14 protein-coding genes are annotated in these 17,927 nt (G+C 71.8%); 3 read left to right on the forward strand and 11 right to left on the reverse strand.

Annotated elements, in window-relative coordinates:
* Window positions 1-192: 192 nt before the first annotated feature.
* The 7 genes from PSH03_RS02040 to PSH03_RS02070 all read right to left on the reverse strand — a co-directional run bounded on the left by PSH03_RS02040 (window position 193) and on the right by PSH03_RS02070 (window position 9,045).
* Window positions 193-2,067, reverse strand: coding sequence for a nucleoside-diphosphate sugar epimerase/dehydratase (locus PSH03_RS02040; protein WP_210781343.1), 1,875 nt, complete (start codon window positions 2,065-2,067; stop codon window positions 193-195).
* Between the two features lie 144 nt (window positions 2,068-2,211).
* A complete protein-coding gene (locus tag PSH03_RS02045; protein WP_210781344.1) occupies window positions 2,212-2,856 on the reverse strand; it encodes an acetyltransferase in 645 nt (214 codons plus the stop codon).
* Complete coding sequence (locus PSH03_RS02050) at window positions 2,853-4,001, reverse strand: DegT/DnrJ/EryC1/StrS family aminotransferase (protein ID WP_210781345.1); 1,149 nt, start codon at window positions 3,999-4,001, stop codon at window positions 2,853-2,855. The genes PSH03_RS02045 and PSH03_RS02050 overlap by 4 nt, the downstream gene beginning before the upstream one ends.
* Window positions 4,002-4,023: 22 nt before the next feature.
* Window positions 4,024-4,710, reverse strand: a complete 687-nt coding sequence (locus PSH03_RS02055) for a sugar transferase (protein WP_307850445.1) — start codon at window positions 4,708-4,710, stop codon at window positions 4,024-4,026.
* A 270-nt stretch (window positions 4,711-4,980) separates the two neighbouring features.
* Window positions 4,981-5,439, reverse strand: a complete 459-nt coding sequence (locus PSH03_RS02060) for a hypothetical protein (protein ID WP_238688078.1) — start codon at window positions 5,437-5,439, stop codon at window positions 4,981-4,983.
* A 24-nt stretch (window positions 5,440-5,463) separates the two neighbouring features.
* Entirely contained in the window at window positions 5,464-6,348 is an 885-nt protein-coding gene (locus PSH03_RS02065) for an aminoglycoside phosphotransferase family protein (RefSeq protein WP_238688097.1), read from the reverse strand.
* 210 nt (window positions 6,349-6,558) lie between these two features.
* Window positions 6,559-9,045: a Tex family protein gene (locus PSH03_RS02070; protein ID WP_238688079.1), complete on the reverse strand. Its 2,487-nt coding sequence runs from the start codon at window positions 9,043-9,045 to the stop codon at window positions 6,559-6,561.
* Between the two features lie 172 nt (window positions 9,046-9,217).
* Between PSH03_RS02070 and PSH03_RS02075 the strand changes: the two genes are divergently transcribed.
* The gene (locus PSH03_RS02075; protein WP_210781348.1) at window positions 9,218-10,729 is read left to right on the forward strand and encodes a deoxyguanosinetriphosphate triphosphohydrolase family protein; all 1,512 of its coding nucleotides are present in this window, start codon (window positions 9,218-9,220) and stop codon (window positions 10,727-10,729) included.
* A 6-nt stretch (window positions 10,730-10,735) separates the two neighbouring features.
* Here PSH03_RS02075 and PSH03_RS02080 read toward each other — a convergent pair whose 3' ends face one another.
* The 4 genes from PSH03_RS02080 to PSH03_RS02095 all read right to left on the reverse strand — a co-directional run bounded on the left by PSH03_RS02080 (window position 10,736) and on the right by PSH03_RS02095 (window position 15,296).
* Window positions 10,736-11,836 carry an MBL fold metallo-hydrolase gene (locus PSH03_RS02080; protein ID WP_210781406.1) on the reverse strand — a complete coding sequence of 367 codons (1,101 nt, stop codon included), beginning with the start codon at window positions 11,834-11,836 and terminating at the stop codon, window positions 10,736-10,738.
* Between the two features lie 173 nt (window positions 11,837-12,009).
* Window positions 12,010-13,014 carry a serine hydrolase gene (locus tag PSH03_RS02085; RefSeq protein ID WP_238688080.1) on the reverse strand — a complete coding sequence of 335 codons (1,005 nt, stop codon included), beginning with the start codon at window positions 13,012-13,014 and terminating at the stop codon, window positions 12,010-12,012.
* A 112-nt stretch (window positions 13,015-13,126) separates the two neighbouring features.
* On the reverse strand, window positions 13,127-14,056 hold the full coding sequence (locus PSH03_RS02090) for an SDR family NAD(P)-dependent oxidoreductase (RefSeq protein WP_210781350.1): 930 nt from the start codon (window positions 14,054-14,056) through the stop codon (window positions 13,127-13,129).
* A gap of 55 nt (window positions 14,057-14,111) precedes the next feature.
* The gene (locus PSH03_RS02095) at window positions 14,112-15,296 is read right to left on the reverse strand and encodes a zinc-dependent alcohol dehydrogenase (RefSeq protein WP_238688081.1); all 1,185 of its coding nucleotides are present in this window, start codon (window positions 15,294-15,296) and stop codon (window positions 14,112-14,114) included.
* A 316-nt stretch (window positions 15,297-15,612) separates the two neighbouring features.
* On the opposite strand from PSH03_RS02095, the gene PSH03_RS02100 reads away from it, so the two are divergent.
* Both PSH03_RS02100 and PSH03_RS02105 read left to right on the forward strand, forming a co-directional pair.
* Window positions 15,613-16,821, forward strand: coding sequence for an NAD(P)/FAD-dependent oxidoreductase (locus tag PSH03_RS02100; protein WP_210781407.1), 1,209 nt, complete (start codon window positions 15,613-15,615; stop codon window positions 16,819-16,821).
* Window positions 16,822-16,831: 10 nt separating this feature from the next.
* Complete coding sequence (locus PSH03_RS02105) at window positions 16,832-17,785, forward strand: sigma-70 family RNA polymerase sigma factor (protein ID WP_238688082.1); 954 nt, start codon at window positions 16,832-16,834, stop codon at window positions 17,783-17,785.
* Window positions 17,786-17,927 lie beyond the last annotated feature (142 nt).

Below are 17,927 nucleotides of genomic sequence, written 5' to 3' on the forward strand. Positions count from 1 at the left end.
GCACCAGGGCTGACCACCACGAACCTGTGGTCGTCAGCCCTGGTCGCCGTGCCCGGGGTCCTCTCTGTGCTTCTGGTGCGGCAGCCCGGAGTGCCTTGACCCGGCCGGGGTCCCCTCCCGGCGCACGGAACGGGGTGACGCCGCGCGGCGTCACCCCGGTGCATCGCCGCCGCAGCGGCGGGGCCGATCACATCAGTGCGACTGCAGGGGTACCCCCCGTTGGCCCTTCACCACCGGATCGACCGGCTGCACGCAGAGCAGCGCGAGATGCTCGACGATCTTCGCCGCGTCGTCGTACGGGTCGAGCCCGCTCACCTCGATCGGGTCGAGCGCCGGCACGGCCACGTGGGACACCAGGGGATGGAACGGTCGGGTGTCGACCTCACCGGTCCCGAGCAGGTCCTCGTGCAGCTTCTCGCCGGGGCGCAGACCGGTGTAGACAATGGGCACGGAGCTGGAGGCATGCTCGACCATCTGACGCGCCAGGTCGACGATCCGGACCGGGTCGCCCATGTCGAGCACCAGCGCCTCCCCGTCCCGGCCGATTTCGGCGGCCTGAAGCACCAGGTGGACGGCCTCTTGGACGGTCATCAGATAGCGGCTGACGTCGGGGTGGGTGACGGTCAGCGGCGTCCCCGTCTCGATCTGCCGTTGGAAGGCTGTCACCACCGAACCGCGGCTGCTCAGCACGTTGCCGAACCGGACGCTGAGGAACGTGCCCGGGAAGCGGGACGCGGCGTGCGCGGTCAACCGCTCCGTGATTCGCTTCGAGTAGCCGAGGACGCTGATCGGATCGGCCGCCTTGTCGGTCGAGATGTTGACGAACTTCGCCACGTCCTGGCAGGCGTCCAGCACGGAGAGCGTGCCCCAGACGTTGGTCTTGATCGCTTCGCCAGGGTGCCGCTGAAGCAACGTCAGGTGCTTGAGCGCCGCCGCGTGAAAGATGATCTCCGGACGGCGCTCCCGGAGGATCCGTCGGATGCCCTCGTCGTCGCGTAGGTCGGCGAGGATCAGCTCGGGGCCGTCCAGCATGGCCCGTCCGGCGAGCGACATCTGAAGGCTGTGCAGAGCGGACTCGTCCCGGTCCAGCATCATCAGCTCACCCGGGTTGGCCTTCATCACCTGACGGCAGAGCTCCGAGCCGATCGAACCGCCGGCGCCGGTGACCAGGATCCGTCTTCCGGTCAGGCTGTTGGCGCTCAGCGGTAGGTCACCGACCACCTGCCGGCGGCCGAGCAGGTCGCTGACCTGCACGTCCCGGACGTCGGTGACGGTGATCCGGTGGTCGACCAGGTCCCGCACCGGGGGCAGCACCTTGAAGACCGCGCCGGCTTCGAGGGTGGCCTCGCGGATCTGACGGATCAGGGCGGCGTCCGCATTGGCCACCGAGAAGATGACGGTGCTGGCACCGGTAAGCCGGACGGAGGCGGCGACGTCGTGCCGGCCGCCGAGCACGCGTACCCCGCCGATGCGCAGGTCACGCTTGTCCGGGTCGTCGTCCAGCGCGCCCACCGGCAGGTACCGACCGCGTGGGTCGCCGAGCATGGCGCGGAGCAGCCCCTGCCCGGCGTCACCCATTCCGAACAGCAGCACCGGCGTGGACGATCGGACGTCTGGCCTCATCGCGAGGTCCCGCCGGTGCCGGTACGCGAACCGGGCGCCGAGCATGAACAGCAGGGCGAGCGCGCCGCCGACCAGAGGGGTGCTCGCCGGAACCGGCCGCTCGGTGGCCGGCAACAGCCCGAGCAGCACGATGCCGGCCGTGGTGATGGTGGTACCGGCGACGCCCTGGACCTCCTGAAGGCTGCCCAGTGGGTGTCGTCCGGAGTAGAGCCGCCGCAGCGCCGCCACCGCCACGTGCACGACCGCCGCGACCAGTCCGATCGCCGCAGCCCGGGACAGTTGGCCCGGGGGGAGCTGAAACTCGAACCGGGTCCACACGGCCGCGACGAACCCACCGACCCACGCGGTGGTGTCTGTGGCCAGGAATCGGACGGTGCGCCGGCGAGCCCGGGCTCGCCGCGCGTGTCGGTCGGCGTCCTGTGTGTTCTCGGTGTCCTGCGCCATGAGTTGGCTCCCTGTTTCGTCGCACGACTGCTTCCGCCCGCGCGGCAGAAGGGGCCTCGGGGCTCTTTGTCCTTGTTACATGCTTAGAGGCTCTTCCGGGCGGTTTCCGACAGGGCAGGAGGAATATCCTGTCTGTCCGTTGCCTCAGCGGGCCGGAACGCCCTTGACCGTCACCTGATCGGGTACATCCCGGACGACACAGGCACCGGCCCCGACCGTGCTGTCCCGCCCGATGCGAAGGCCCTGCAGCACTGCGGCGGTGGTCCCGACCAGTACGCCGGTGGCCAGGTGGCAGTCACCGGACACCGCGGCGAGCGGGTTGACCGATACGTAGTCGGCAAGTGTGCTGTCATGGCCGACGGTGGCGTTCTGGTTGAGATGCACGTGGCAGCCGAGGGTGACGTTCGTGGTGACCCGGGCGCCGGCAAAAGCGACGAACCCCGGCCCGTACTCGGTGTCCGGCCCGATGGTGGCGTCCGGGTGGACGAGGCTCGCGGCGGAAATGTGGTACCCGTCGATCCGGCTGCCGATGGCGCGGCGGACCCGCGGATCGCCGACCCCGATGAGGTACCGGGTGGTCGGGGGCGCATCCCGCAGCCAGGCCACATCCCCGAGGTACGGCACGTCGAGTCGCTGCAACCGCTTGAGGTTTTCCTCGGTGGGCCGGTCGTCGACGACGCCCAGCAGTTGCCAGATCGGCCGGCCAGCGGCCTCGTTCACCGCTCGGGCGATGGTGAGCACTTCCCGGCCGTGCCCGCCGCAGCCGACCACCACCAGTTCGGTCTTCACGCCGTGGACCCTCCTGAGCGGATGGCCAGGAACTCGTCGATCGCGCCGAACACTCTGGCGATCTGTGGTTCGGTCAGGGCGCTCCCGCTCGGCAGGGTGAGCCCGTTGGCGAAGAGTCGCTCCGACGCGCCCGTGAGCAGGCTCTCCGCGCCGGCGTGCATGGGCTGCAGGTGCATCGGTTTCCACACCGGCCGGGTCTCGATGTCCCGTTCGGCCAGGTGGGCAGCCAAGTCGTCGGCCCGCCAACCACACCGCTCCTGCTCGACTGTGATGACGGTGAGCCAGCAGTTCGACTCGGTGTCTTCGGCGCCGAGCAGTTGAACGCCCGGCACCGGGGCGAAGAGCTTGGCGTACTGGTCACGCAGTTGGCGTCGTCGCGCGATCATTCCGTCAAGCCGAAGCAACTGGGCCCGGCCGAGCGCCGCGAGGAGGTTGCTGAGTCGGTAGTTGTAGCCAGTCTCACGGTGTTCGTAGTGCCGCGCCGGCTCTCGGGCCTGTGTGGAGAGGTGGCGAGCGCGATCGAGGAGCGCCGGGTCGTCGGACACCAGCATTCCGCCACCGGACGTGGTCATGATCTTGTTGCCGTTGAACGAGAGCACACCGGCGTGCCCGAAGGAGCCGGCGGGCTGTCCCCGGTGGCTGGCCCCGAGGGCCTCTGCGGCGTCTTCCACCAAGGGGACCTCGGCCTCGGCGCAGACCGGGACCAGGGCGCGGTAGTCGGCGCAGCTGCCGAACATGTCCACCGGGACGATCGCCCCCACCCGCTCACCACCCGACAGCAGTCGGTGCAGCAGGTCAGCGGCGAGACCGACGTCGACGTTTCCGGTCCTGGGGTCGCAGTCGACGAAGACCGGACGCGCGCCGACGTACCGGACCGCGTTCGCGGTTGCCACGAAGGTGAGCGTGGGCACGATCACCACGTCGCCAGGTCCGACTCCGACACCGAGCAGGGCCAGGTGCAGGGCAGCGGTGCCGGAACTGACCGCGACGGCTCCGCCGGTGCCGACGCGCTCGGCGATGTCCCGTTCGAACGCCTGAAGATCCGGGCCGGCCGGTGCCACCCAACCCGAACGCAGGGCCGCGACCAGGTACGACTCCTCAAGCGGCCCGACATCGGGCGGGGACAGGTGGATGGTCTGGCTCATCGGCCGGCTCCCTGGGGAATCGTCATGCCGGTGTCCGGTCCCGCTGCGGTGGTGCTGGGCGTCGGTGCGTACCGAGGAACTCCGGCATGGTCGCGGACCCGGCCGCGTTGATGCCATCGCGGCGCAGCACGGTGCGCGCGGTCGCGACCAGGATCGACAGGTCAAGTCGGAGGTCGCGGCTGTCCACGTACTGCACGTCGAGGTCCAGCTTCTCCTCCCAGCTCAGACTGTTACGCCCGCGCACCTGGGCCAGCCCGGTGACACCGGGCCGTACCTCATGCCGGCGAGCCTGGCTGGTGGTGTAGCGATCGAGGTACTCGGGCAACAACGGGCGGGGGCCCACCAGGCTCATGTCGCCGCGTAGCACGTTCCAGAGCGTGGGCAGCTCGTCCAGGCTGGTGGCGCGCAGCCAGCGCCCCAGTGGCGTGAGTCGATCGCCGTCGCCGACCAAGCCGTGTCGGGGCGGTCGCATCGTGCGGAACTTGACCACCTCGAAGGGCTGGCCGTGCAGTCCGGCGCGGCACTGACGAAACAGCACCGGGCGGCCGAGGCCCACCATGACCAGGACCGCCACCACCAGCAGTAGGGGCGTGACCAGCACCAGCAGTACGCCCGCGAGGATCGCGTCGAAGACGCGCTTACCCGGGGCGGGTCGGGGCAGCGGCAAGGGGTGTTCGGGGGCGTTCGCGAGACCACCAGGCACTGGCACCGATCCGACCTCCGGGAGAAACGACAGAAAGACCGTGTAAGGGTTGTACCAGCACAAGCCGGCCAGTAGCTCAGAATGGCGACACTCATGCTGCTTCGCCCCGATCAACCCCGAAACGGCTCGGATGGACACGGCCTCGTGGGACGCCCGCCTGCGGTCCGGGCCGTCACGTCGGGCGGTAGGAGCGCGACCGGCCGGTCGGGCGAGCAGAGAATCAGCCGGTCGGGCCAGGGAAAGATCGTGCTGCGCCTGACGTCCTTGCCGGCCTGCTCACCCTCGTGGTGCGGCAGGCGTGGTGGTGGCACCGGGCCCGTCGCCCAGCAGCCGGTTGAGCAGCGTCCGCAGCGGGATCGACTCACCGTCGCGGCCCCCCGCACCGACGACCAACGGCGCCGGGCTGGGCTGGGGGTCGACGCCGAACAGCCGGGCCCGCAGACCGCCCGGCACGGTCAGCAGGTGGAACCGGCCGGCCACGTCCACCGCCCGGGTTTCGGCCCGGTCGACGTACCAGCCGGTCAGCCCGGTCCGGTAGCGCCCACGCCCGTCGTATCCCCGGGCGAGCAGCCGGGTGGTGGGCAGCCCTCGCCGGGTCGCCTCGGCCACGAACCAGGCCACCAGCTCCGCCGCCTCCGCGTGCTCGGCGGCCCGCCGCCGCGCGTCCGCGTCGGCGTGCGCCCGCACCGCCTGCCGCTGCTGATCCCGCCACTCCCGGGCGTCTCGCTCACCCACGACGCCGACGGTACGCGAGCCGACTCAGTCGAGCACGGCCCGCAGCGTGTGCCGGGCGATGCCGGCCATCACCGGGTTGGTCTCGACGTAGTACGGCAGCGCGTTGATCGCCTGCTCCAGGGCCCAGCCGCGTCCCCGCTCCCACGTCGCGTCGTCCACGCCCAACGCCCGCCGGTACGTCTGCCGGGAACCCGCGTCGAACAGGTTCCACGCCGGCATCAGGTCCACCGCGGGGTCGCCCACGCCGACCGAGCCCAGATCGATGACGGCGACCAGCCGGCCGTCGCGGACCAGCAGGTTGCCCGGCATCAGGTCGCCGTGGATCCACACGTCGGCGAGGTCGTCGCGGCGCGCGTCCCGGCACCGCTCCCACACCTCGCCGAGGGCGGTGGTGTCGGTGAGCGCGCCGCTGACCGCGAGCGCGGCCCGCACGCTGGCGTCCTCGGCGGCCAGCCGCCCGCCGCGCCCGTTCCCGGACCAGACCCGCCCGTCGGTGTCGATGCCGCGCAGGGCCGTCACCACGCCGGCCAGGTCCCGCGCGAAGACGTCGAGGTCGATGATCCGGTCGGGCTGGGCCGTCCCGCCCGGAATGAACTGGTACGCCGTCCACGGCCCGGGGTACCCGTCGCCCGGCTCGCCGAGGCCGAGCGGCTCGGGCACCGCGACCGGCAGGTGCCCGCCGAGCAGCACGGCGTACTCCTGCTCGCGCCGCAGCTCGGCGCGCAGCTCGGGATCGGTCGAGGGGAGCAGCGGAAACCGCAGCACGATGTCCCGGCCGAGCCGGAACAGGGCGTTCACCGTGCCGGTCGAGGGGAGCGGCCGGACCGGCAGGCCCCGCCACCGGGGGAACTGCTCGGCCACCAGCGCGGAAACCACGTCCACGCTCACGTCCACCTGATCGGCGTGCATCCTCACCGCGAGATCATCGCCCCGAACCTCGCGGCCACGCGAGCGGATTTCCCACCGCCCGCGCAGGCCGCACCCGCGTCGATCTTGCACTTTCGGTCGTCGAAATAGGCGAATGGCGGCCTATGTCGGGACAGTAAGTGCAAGATCGACGGAGAGGGGCGGCTCGGCTTCGTGAGACGGGACGGGGCGGGGTTGCTGTGCTGAACGGGGTCAGGCCAGTCCGGCGCGGCGCAGGGCTTCGGCCATCGCGTCGTTGGCCGGCGCCGGTGCGCCCTGCCGCTGCTGCCCGCCGCGACCACCCTGCCCGCCGCCGCGACCTCCCTGCCCGCCGCGACTGTCCTGTCCGCCTCGACCGGCCTGGCCTTCGCGACCGCCCTGGCCGCCGCCGCGACTGTCCTGGCCTTCGCGACCGCTCTGGCCGCCGCCGCGACCACCCTGCGGCGTGCGCTGCGCCGGGCCGCCCCGCCCCTCCTGGCTCGTCCGACCGCCGCCACCACCACCGCCGGCGGTCGGCTCGTCGTCCAGGCGCAGGGTCAGCGAGATCCGCTTGCGGGGTACGTCCACGTCGAGCACCCGGACCTTGACCACGTCGCCGGACTTCACCACCTCGCGAGGGTCCTTCACGAAGGTCCGGGACATCGCCGAGACGTGCACCAGACCGTCCTGGTGCACCCCGACGTCGACGAACGCGCCGAACGCGGCCACGTTGGTGACCACGCCCTCCAGCACCATCCCCGTCGTCAGGTCGCTGATCTTCTCCACCCCCTCGACGAAGGTGGCGGTGCGGAATTCCGGGCGGGGGTCCCGGCCCGGCTTCTCCAACTCGGCGAGGATGTCGGTGACGGTGGGGAGGCCGAACCGGTCGTCGACGAAGTCGGTGGCCCGCAGCCCGCGCAGGATGCCGCTCTTGCCGATCACCGAGCGCAGGTCCTGCCCGGTGGTGGAGAGGATGCGTCGCACCACCGGGTACGCCTCGGGGTGCACGCTGGAGGAGTCCAGCGGGTCGTCGCCACCGGGGATGCGCAGGAAGCCGGCGCACTGCTCGAACGCCTTCGGCCCGAGCCGGGCCACCTTCTTCAGCTCGGTACGCGTACGGAACGGCCCGTTGGCGTCCCGGTGCAGCACGATGTTCTCGGCCAGGCCGGCGCCGATCCCGGAGACCCGGGTCAACAGTGGCGCGGAGGCGGTGTTGACGTCCACTCCGACCGCGTTCACGCAGTCCTCCACTACCGCGTCCAGCGACCGGGACAGCTTCACCTCGGACAGGTCGTGCTGGTACTGACCGACGCCGATCGAGCGCGGGTCGATCTTGACCAGCTCCGCGAGGGGGTCCTGGAGACGGCGGGCGATGGAGACGGCGCCGCGCAGCGACACGTCCATCCCGGGCAACTCCTGCGAGGCGTACGCGGAGGCGGAGTAGACCGACGCGCCGGCCTCGGAGACCATCACCTTGGTCAGGTTGAGCTGCGGGTGCCGGGCGATCAGCTCACCGGCGAGCTTGTCGGTCTCGCGGGAGGCAGTGCCGTTGCCGATCGCGATCAGCTCCACCCCGTGCGCCCCGGCCAGCCGGGCGAGGGTCTCCACCGACGCGTCCCACTGCCGGCGCGGCTCGTGCGGATAGATCGTGTCGGTGGCGAGCACCTTGCCGGTGGCGTCCACCACTGCCACCTTCACACCGGTCCGCAGGCCCGGGTCCAGGCCCATCGTGGGCCGGGTGCCGGCCGGCGCGGCGAGCAGCAGGTCCCGCAGGTTGGTGGCGAAGACCCGGACGGCCTCCTCCTCGGCGGCCTGCCACAGCCGCATCCGCAGGTCCGCGCCGAGGTGGATGAGGATCCGGGTACGCCACGCCCAGCGGACAGTGTCGATCAGCCAACGGTCGCCCGGGCGGCCCGCGTCGGACACCCCGAACCGGCCGGCGATGGCCGCCTCGTACCGGGTCGGGCCGGTCGGTACGGCGTCCGCCTCGCCCGCCTCCTCCGACTCCATGGTCAGGTCGAGCACGCCCTCCTTCTCGCCCCGGAACATCGCCAGGATCCGGTGCGAGGGCAGCTTCGGGTACGGCTCGGAGAAGTCGAAGTAGTCGGCGAACTTCGCGCCGGACGCCTCCTGGCCCTCGCGTACCCGGGAAACCAGCCGGCCCCGCGACCACATCTGCTCGCGCAGCGTGCCGATCAGGTCGGCGTCCTCCGCGAAGGTCTCGATGAGGATGGCCCGGGCGCCCTCGAGCGCGGCGGCGGCGTCGGCGACGCCCTTGTCCGCGTCGACGAACCCGGTGGCGGTGGCCCGCGGGTCCTGACCCGGGTCGGCCAGCAGCGTCTCGGCCAACGGCGCCAACCCGGCCTCGCGGGCGATCTGCGCACGGGTCCGCCGCTTCGGCTTGTACGGGAGGTAGATGTCCTCCAGCCGGGACTTCGAGTCGGCGGCCATGATCTGCGCTTCCAGCGCCTCGTCCAACTTGCCCTGGCCGCGGATCGACTCCAGCACCGCGGCCCGCCGCTCGTCCAGCTCGCGCAGGTAGCGCAGCCGCTCCTCCAGGGTGCGCAGCTGGGTGTCGTCGAGCAGGCCGGTGGCCTCCTTGCGGTAGCGGGCGATGAACGGCACTGTGGCGCCGCCGTCGAGCAGCTCCACGGCCGCCCGCACCTGACGCTCGGCCACGCCGAGCTCGTCGGCGATCCGCTGATGAACAGACTGGGTCACGATCTCGATCCGCCTTCGACTCGATCCGCCCTTCAAAGAGCGGGTACGCCTGCATTCTGCCGGGCGGGCCGTGGCGCTGTCGCCGCGCCCGGCCGGGGCGGGGGACCGAACCGCCGCGCCCGGCCGGGGTGACCGGCGGCGGTCCCGTCGGGCCTGCGCTAGCGTGGCGATCATGGAATCTGCTGCGGAGCCGCGCGCCCGGCGGCTCTTCGGCGGCAGCGCCCGGGCCCTCGGCGACCTCACGGCCAACCCGTTCCGCGCCGACCGGGACCGGATCGTCGGCTCGCCGTTCTTCGCCCGCCTCGGTGGTGTCACCCAGGTGATCAGCCCGGTCGGCTCCGGGCTGCTGGTGCACAACCGGCTCACCCACAGCCTCAAGGTCGCCCAGGTGGCCCGGGCGGTCGCCGAGCGGTTGAACGCCGACGAACGGTGGCGTGACCTGCTGGACAAGCTCGGCGGCTGCGACCCCGACGTGGTGGAGGCGGCAGCGCTCGCCCACGACCTCGGCCACCCACCGTTCGGTCACCTGGGGGAGCGCGTGCTGGACCGGCTGGCCCGCCAGCGTCTCGGCCTCTCCGACGGTTTCGAGGGCAACGCGCAGTCGTACCGCATCGTCACCAGCACCGAGATCCGCGGCGCGGCCACCACCGGGTTGGACCTGACCGCGGCGGTCCGCGCGGCCATGCTGAAGTACCCGTGGACCCGGCTGGACCACCCCGACCCGCACCCGCGCACAATGGACCCGCCGCCGCGCGGCGCCACCCCGCCGCCGGACGACCCGGAGAGCGGCTCGTCGAAGTTCGGCGCGTACCGGACCGAGCTGGACGACCTGCGGCAGGCCCGGGCGCCGTTCGCCGGTCGCATCCCGGACTGGCAGCAGACAGTGGAGGCGTCCGTGATGGACACCGCCGACGACATCGCGTACGCCATCCACGACGTGGAGGACTTCTACCGGGTCGGAGTGCTCCAGCAGGGTTCGGTCTCCGCCGAGTTGATGGCCTGGCAGCGTGAGAGCGGGCAACTGCGGGCGATCACCGACGCGGCGCTGGCCACGGCTGCCCGGCGACCCGGTGCGGCGATCGAGCGGCTACGCCGGCAACTGCACCGCAAGGACGCCTGGATCGCCGACGACGACGCGTTCGCCGCCGCCGTCGAGCACGTCCGCGAGGAATTGGTGGACGGGCTGCTCGCGATGCCGTTCGACGGCTCGATCGAGGCCGAGCAGTACGTTGCCCGGTTCTCCGCCCGTTGGTCCACCCGCTTCGTCGAGGCGATCACGGTCACCGAACAGCCGTCGGTGCGCTCCGGGCACGTGCTGCTGGGCTGCGCGCAGTGGCACGAGGTGCAGGTGCTCAAGTTCGTCCACCACCGGTTCGTGCTGGCCCGCCCGGATCTCGCCCTGCACCAGCGCGGCCAGGCCCGGCTGCTGGGCACCCTGGTCGAGGCGCTCTGGGAGTGGCTGCTCGACCCGGAGGAGGAGTCCCGGCTGCCCCGCCGGCTGCACGACCTGGTCGAGTTGGCCGAGGCGGAGCTGCACCCGCGTACCCCGGACCGGATCGGTCGTGCCCGGGGCCGAGCCATCGTGGACTTCGTCGCGCAGCTCACCGACGGTCAGGCGGTGGCCATGCTGGACGCGCTCTCCGGCCGGTCCGGCGCGCTCTGGACCGACGCGTTCGTGCTCTGACCCGGCTCAGGCGACGGCCTGCCACCAGCCGTCGACGGCGGGCGGCTCGTCGACCACCACCCGCTCGCCCGGCCGGGGCACGGCGAGCCGCACGTCGCGGGCCTTCGCCTCGGCCCACAGCCGGTCGACCGGCTCGGACCAGTCGTGCAGGGCCAGGTTGAACGTCGCCCAGTGCACCGGCACGAACAGCCCGCCGCGCAGGTCGAGGTGGGCGCTGACCGCCTCCTCCGGGAACATGTGGATCGTCGGCCAGGCCCTGTCGTACGCGCCGATCTGCATCAGCGTCACGTCGAACGGCCCGTGCTCGCCGCCGATCTCGGCGTACCCGTCGAAGTAGCCGGAGTCGCCGGTGTAGAAGACCTTGCGGCGTGCCCCGGCCACCACCCACGAACTCCAGAGCGTGCCGTCGCGGCGCAGCCCTCGTCCGGAGAAGTGCTGGGCGGCGGTGGCGGTGATCTCCAGGCCGGCGACCTGGTGCGACTCGGACCAGTCCAGTTCGATGATCCGTTCGGCGGGTACGCCCCAGCGGTCCAGGTGCGCGCCCACGCCGAGCGGCACCAGGAACGGCGCGGACTGCCCGGCGAGCAGCGCCCGCACGGTGGCCATGTCGAGGTGGTCGTAGTGGTCGTGCGAGATCAGGATGGCGTCCAGCGGGGGTAGTTCGTCGATGCCCACCGGCGGCTCGTGCAGCCGGCGCGGGCCGACCAGACCCGAGGGGGAGCACCGCTCGCTCCAGACCGGGTCGAGCAGCACCCGCCGGCCCTCGATCTCGATCAGGGTCGAGGCGTGGCCGTACCAGACGATGTTGAGTTCGTCGGCGCTGTCGGCGGCCTCCGGCCCGCCGGCGCTGGGGCGCAGCAGCGGGACGGCCGCGGTCGGACGCCGCTTCTGCTTGCCGAAGATCAGCTCGCGGACCAGGTTGCGCCCCGGCTCGGCGATCATCGTGCGGGTGCCGGCCCGGTTGTGGAAGGTGCCCTCGCGGAACTGCGGCGAGCGGGCCGCCCGTTCGGCCCGCGCCCCGCTGAGCCGGCCACCCAGCGCCGCCGGCACATCCCGGGCAACCCAGGCCAGGCCGGCCAGCGCGGCCAGGCCAGCGGCGCCCCGCATCCGCCGCCCGAGCGACCGTTCGACGTCCGTGTTCTGCGCTCGTGCCATTGCCGTCCCTCCGACGTGTCCGCCCTACACGGTAGTCACCCGGACCGACCCGTGCCTCGGTGGTCGCCACGCCGGGTCGGTCACCGGCAGACGGCGACCGACCCGGGACGGTTTCACGGCGTGCTCTAGCCGCCGTTGCTGGGGCGTCGGGCGGTGATCCGGAACGTCTTGCCCACGCCCGCGATCCGGTCCACAGCGGCCAGGAACCTCGGGCCCATGGCGGCCCGGGCCTGCACCGCCGGGTGGGTCGCGCCGAAGTCCTCCGGGTTGGCCTGCCCGTCGGCGAAGAGAGCGTAGGTGAGCACCGCCGCGCCGGAGCGGTCGAAGATCACACCGGCCTCGTGCCGTGCGTCGGCGTACCACCCGGCCTTGGTGGCGATCCGGGCCCGCTCGTCGGAGGACATGGTGCGCCGGATGCCGTCGGTGAACGCCACCGGGGAGCGCAGGATGCCCAACAGGTACGTCGTCGACGCGGGGGAGAGCAGCGTGCCAGCGACCAGGGCGCGCAGCAGGTCGTGCGTCTCCCGGGGGGTGCTGGTGCCGAGGAAGAACCGGTTCGGGTTGGCCACCGGCTGGACCTGGGTGTTCGGGAAGCCCTTGGCGACCAGGATGGAGTTGATCTCGGCGGCCGGGGCGACCAGCCCGCACAGCCGCACCGCCGTGTCGTCCGAGACGGTCAGCAGGTTCGCCAGCACGTGCCCGACGGTCACCAGGCTCGGGTACGCGCCGTCCAGGCTGAAGATGCCGTCACCGCCCGGTACGACGATCGCCGCGCTCACCTCGACCTGCTGGTCCAGGGTGAGCAGCCCTCGGTCGACCTTGTCGAGCACCGCCGTGGCGACGGCGATCTTGTTGACGCTGTACGCCTCGATCCGCCGGTCCGCGTCGGCTTCCACCGCGACCACCGGCGCACCGGCCGGGTCGGCGACGCTGACGTACGCCTGCCAGTTGCCGCCGGCTGCGGCGCTGTGCTTGGTGAAGACGGAGGCGACCCGAAGGGCGGCCCGAGCGGGGGTGGTCGGCGACGCCTCGGTGGTCTCGGCGGCGCTCGCCGGGGCGGCGGCGCCCAGCACCGTGCCGGCGGTGGCCACAGTGCCCAACCCGAGTGCCGTTCTGCGGTTCAGTCGCATGGTCAATCGTCTCCCCGATCGTGGTGTGCCTGAGCGCTTGCTGGCCCACCACCCTAGGCGAGTTGATCGATGCACGATGCCCCCGAATATGTCCCGAACAGTCCCGAACAGGTCAACCGAACCGTCGGCGCAGTGCGGCGCCCACCGCACCGACCGATCCGGACACGAGTTGCCGCAGGTCGGGCAGGTGGCCGCCGCGTACCGCCTCGCCGGCCGGGTTCGCGGCGAAGACCGAGCCGTCGTGCGCGGCGACCGACCGTCCACTGAGGCCCGCCGCCCGCATCAACGGCCCGACGAGGACGTCGTAGACCCCCGGCAGTACGGTGAAGCCGGCCCGCAGCACCACGTTGAGCCGGCCCACCGACACCTCCCGGCGGGGCCGGTCCACACAGTCCACGATGGCCCGGGCCACCCGCTGCGGGCCGGCGACCGGCGGCGGAGGTCGCCCGATGCGGCCCAGATAGTTGGCCGCCTGCTGGTAAACAGGCGTGTCCACGCTGCCCGGGTTGACCAGACACAGCCGGATCTCCGGGCTGTCACGCAACTCCTGCTGCACCGTCCGGACCAGACCCTGCAACCCCCACTTGCTCGCCACGTACGCGCTCATGTAGGGCGCGGTGATGTGCCCGAGCACCGAACCGGTGAGGATCACAGTGCCGGCCCCGGTGGTCCGGAAGTGCCGCAGCGCCACCCGCACCGAGCCGGCCGCCCCGAGCAGATCGGTCCGCACCACCTGGTCGAAGACCCGTTCCGGCAGCTCGTCGAAGCGCCCGTAGGCCATCACCGCCGCCGTGTGCACCCACACGTCGACGCGGCCGAAGCGGTCGATCGCGGCGCCCGCGAGCGCGTCCAGCGCGTCCGCCTCGGTCACGTCGGTCGGCACGGTCAGCACGTCGACGTCGGCGCACTCAGCGCGTACCTCGGCAAGGGTCGTGGTGGCGCGAGCGGCGAGGACCAGGCGGTCTCCGCGCTCGGCGAACGCCCGGGCCGTCGCCCGGCCGATCCCGCTGCTCGCGCCAACGATCACGACCACCCGGCTCACGGCACCGGCTGCATTCGTGACTGCGGGGCTCGCAACCCCGGCTCACTCCTCGCACTCATGGTTCGAGCACGACCTTGATGCAGCCGTCCTCCTTCTTCTGGAACATCTCGTACGCCTGCGGCGCCCGGGCCAGCGGCACCCGGTGGGTACGCAGGTCCTCCACGCCCAGCGGATCGTCGTCGCCGGAGAGCAGCGGCAGGATCTCGTCGGTCCACCGGCGCACGTGACACTGCCCCATCCGCAACTGGATGCCCCGGTCGAACATCTCCATCAGCGGCATCGGGTCCGCCTCGCCGCCGTACACCCCGGAGAGCGACACGGTGCCGCCGCGACGAACCGACTTGAGCGCGGCGTGCAGGACTGACAAGCGGTCCACGCCCGCCCGGTCGGTCATCGTCCGGGCCAGCTTGTCCGGCAACATCCCGGCCGCGGTCTGGGCCAACTTCCCCGCCGGTGAACCATGCGCCTCCATCCCGACCGCGTCGATCACCGCGTCCGGGCCGCGCCCGTCGACCAGATCGATCAACGCGCCCGGCACGTCGGACAGCTGGCTCACGTCGAGTACCTCGATGCCGTGCCGGCGGGCCAACTCCAGCCGCTCGGGAACCAGGTCCAGCCCGATCACCCGGCCCGCGCCGAGGTGGCGGCCGATCCGCGCGCAGAACTGCCCGACCGGGCCCAGGCCGAAGACGGCCAGGGTGCCACCCGGTGGGGTGTCCGCGTACTTCACCGCCTGCCAGGCGGTGGGCAGAATGTCGGACAGGTAGAGGTAGCGCTCGTCCGCGCCCGTCTGCGGGATCTTGATCGGCCCGAAGTGGGCCTGCGGGACGCGCAGGTACTCGGCCTGCCCGCCGGGCACCGAACCGTAGAGCGAGGTGTAGCCGAACAGGGACGCGCCCTTGCCCTCGCTGGTGACCTGGGTGGTCTCGCACTGCGCGTAGAGCTGGCGCGAACACATCCAGCAGCTGCCGCAGGCGATGTTGAACGGCACCACCACCCGGTCGCCCGGCTTGAGCCCGGTCACCTCCGACCCGACCTCCTCGACGATGCCCATCGGCTCATGACCCAGGACGTCACCCGGCTTCAGGTACGGCCCGAGCACCTCGTAGAGGTGCAGGTCGGAACCGCAGATCGCGGTCGAGGTGATCTTCACGATCGCATCGGTCGGCTCCTCGATCCGGGGGTCCGGCACCTCCTCGACCCGTACGTCCCGTTTGCCCTGCCAGGTCAAGGCCTTCATTTCACTCGTCTCCTCTCGACGCCGTCTCCGGAGACTGCTACCCGGGCGCGGGCACTTGAACCGGCTGCGCTACAGGGCCGTCTCGGGCGAATCGGGTGCGTCGGCCCGTGAGCTGCGGCCGGCGAGTGGATCATGCATTGGGCCGGGCCGGGCCGGGCGGGGCGAGGTGGGCCTGCACCTGCTACGCCTCGGCGTCGCGAACATCGTTCGGCGCCGCTCCCGCCGCTCTGTGACCCATGCCACATGCGATCCCGTCAGCAATCGGGGCGCTGTCCCGCTCAACTCACGTGAGCACGCCAAAGGACAGGAGCAACACATGAAGCACCGCATCGTCGTTCTCGGTGCCGGCTACGCCGGAACCCACGTGGCCGGGAACCTGGCCCGCCGGCTGTCCCCGGTGGACACCGAGATCACCGTGGTCAACGTTGAGCCGGACTTCGTCGAGCGGCTGCGGCTGCACCAGCTCGCCGCCGGCCAGAAGATCGCGGCTCCGAAGCTCGCCAACGTCTTCGCGGACACGGGGATACGGCTGCGCCTGGCCCGTGTCAGCGCCGTAGACCCCGAGGGCCAGGTCGTCGCCGTGGCCGACGCCGATGGTGGCGGCGAGCTCGGCTACGACACGCTCGTCTACGCGCTCGGTAGCCACGGCAACGACTGTGGCGTCCCCGGCGTAGCCGAACACGCCTTCGACATCGCCGCCCGGCCCTCGGCGCTGCGTCTGCGCGAGCGCCTGGATAGCCTGGGCAGGCGCAGCGAATGCGGGAAGGTGCTGGTCGTCGGCGACGGGTTGACCGGCATCGAGACCGCCACCGAGATCGCCGAATCCCGGCCCGGCCTGTCGGTCACGCTGGTCGCCCGCGGCGAACTGGGTGCCCGGCTCTCCGCCGGGGCCCGCAGCCACCTGCGCGGGACCTGCGACCGGCTGGGCATCACCGTCCTGGAGCACACCTGCGTCGAAGCCGTCGAAGCGACGCGGGTGCTGTGCGCCGACGGCACTGGCCTGGCGTCAGACGCGACCGTGTGGACGGCGGGGTTCGCGGTCAGCCCCATCGCCGCCGCCAGCGGGCTGGAGGTCACCGGGAACGGTCAGATCGTCGTCGACCGCACCATGCGGTCGGTCTCGCACCCGAACGTCTACGCCGCTGGCGACAGCGCCTACGCCATCGGTGACAACGGCCAGCCGCTGCCGATGTCCTGCGCTTCGGCCGGCTACACCGGCATGCAGGCGATCGAAGCGATCGTGGGACGCCTGACCGGCCGCAAGATTGCGAACACCAAGCTGGGCTACCCGGGCAACCACATCAGCCTCGGGCGGCGGGACGGGATCCTGCAGATGGTCGACGACGAGGCGCACGCAAAGCCGAAGTATGTGGGCGGCCGGAAGGCCGCACGGGTCAAGGCGGGCATCCTCAAGACCTCGCTGTGGGCCGTCTCGCACCCGACCTTCGGCCTGCCCAAGCGCAGGCACCGCCTGATCGCGCTGCCGGATGCGTCCCGCCGGACAGACGGTCGCGTAGCCGCCTAGGTTGGTCCGCGTGGACAGCATCGCCGAGGATCGCTTCGACACCAGCCGGTTCGAGGCCAGCCGGAACCGGCTGGCCTCGCTGGCGTACCGGCTGCTGGGTTCCGCCGCCGAGGCCGAAGACGCCGTGCAGGATGCGTTCCTGCGCTGGCAGGCCGCCGACCGGCGGCGGATCAAGGTGCCGGAGGCATGGCTGACCAAGGTCGTCACCAACCTGTGCCTCGACCGGCTCCGCTCGGCACAGGCCCGCCGGGAACGCGCCGTGGGCGCCTGGCTGCCCGAACCGCTCCTTGACGGCGACCCGATGCTCGGCCCGGCCGACACGTTCGAGCAGCGCGAATCGGTCTCCCTGGCCGTGCTGACTCTCATGGAGCGCCTGTCACCCCTTGAGCGGGCCGTCTACCTCTTGCGCGAATCATTTTCCTACAGCCATTCCGATATCGGCGAGATCCTCGACATCACCGAGTCCGCAAGCCAGCAGCACCTCCACCGGGCCCGGCGCCACATCACCGCCGCCCGCCGCCGCAGCGGCGAGGTCGACCCGGCAGCTGCCCGCAGAATCGTCGAGGAATTCCTCGCCGCTGCCTCCTCGGGCCGCACCGAGCGGCTGGTGGCGCTGCTGACCGACGACGCGACCGCGATCTCCGACGGCGCCGGCCTGACCGAGACGCTGCTGCGGTACGACACTCCGCAGCGCATCGCCGCCGTCGTACGGGCCGGCTTCAAACCCACACCCGCGAAACGGCGACTTGCCGGCGGTACGCCCGCCATCCACTACGCGCTCGTCAACCGTGCCCCCGCCCTCCTCTTTGTGCTCGGCGACCAGGTCCTCGGTGCCGTGACGCTCGACATCACCAACGGCAAGATCGCGACTGTGCGCGGCATCGCCGCCCCCATCCGCCTTGCCCGCCTGACCGGAGCCTGGCGGCAGCACGAACCGGACACGCCGCTCATCACCCAGTGGTGACGAGGTACTGGGACGAAACCCGCGCAGCTGGTCGTCATTTCGCGTACCACATGACGTACCGGCCGCTGCTTGCCGAACTCCGGCGTGAGCCGGGTGAGTGACCGGGCTGACGCGCCGTTACGCCAACCCCACCAGTTCGTCG

The sequence above is a fragment of the Micromonospora salmantinae genome (genome assembly GCF_022230905.1).
Classification (GTDB): domain Bacteria; phylum Actinomycetota; class Actinomycetes; order Mycobacteriales; family Micromonosporaceae; genus Micromonospora; species Micromonospora salmantinae.

Coding starts and splice junctions, on each gene's coding strand:
- PSH03_RS02065 (WP_238688097.1), bottom strand. CDS start 6,348: ATGCACGCCGATCAGGTGGACGTGAGCGTGGACGTGGTTTCCGCGCTG.
- PSH03_RS02085 (WP_238688080.1), bottom strand. CDS start 13,014: ATGCGACTGAACCGCAGAACGGCACTCGGGTTGGGCACTGTGGCCACC.
- PSH03_RS02075 (WP_210781348.1), top strand. CDS start 9,218: ATGGAATCTGCTGCGGAGCCGCGCGCCCGGCGGCTCTTCGGCGGCAGC.
- PSH03_RS02080 (WP_210781406.1), bottom strand. CDS start 11,836: ATGCGGGGCGCCGCTGGCCTGGCCGCGCTGGCCGGCCTGGCCTGGGTT.
- PSH03_RS02100 (WP_210781407.1), top strand. CDS start 15,613: ATGAAGCACCGCATCGTCGTTCTCGGTGCCGGCTACGCCGGAACCCAC.
- PSH03_RS02040 (WP_210781343.1), bottom strand. CDS start 2,067: ATGGCGCAGGACACCGAGAACACACAGGACGCCGACCGACACGCGCGG.
- PSH03_RS02095 (WP_238688081.1), bottom strand. CDS start 15,296: ATGAAGGCCTTGACCTGGCAGGGCAAACGGGACGTACGGGTCGAGGAG.
- PSH03_RS02050 (WP_210781345.1), bottom strand. CDS start 4,001: ATGAGCCAGACCATCCACCTGTCCCCGCCCGATGTCGGGCCGCTTGAG.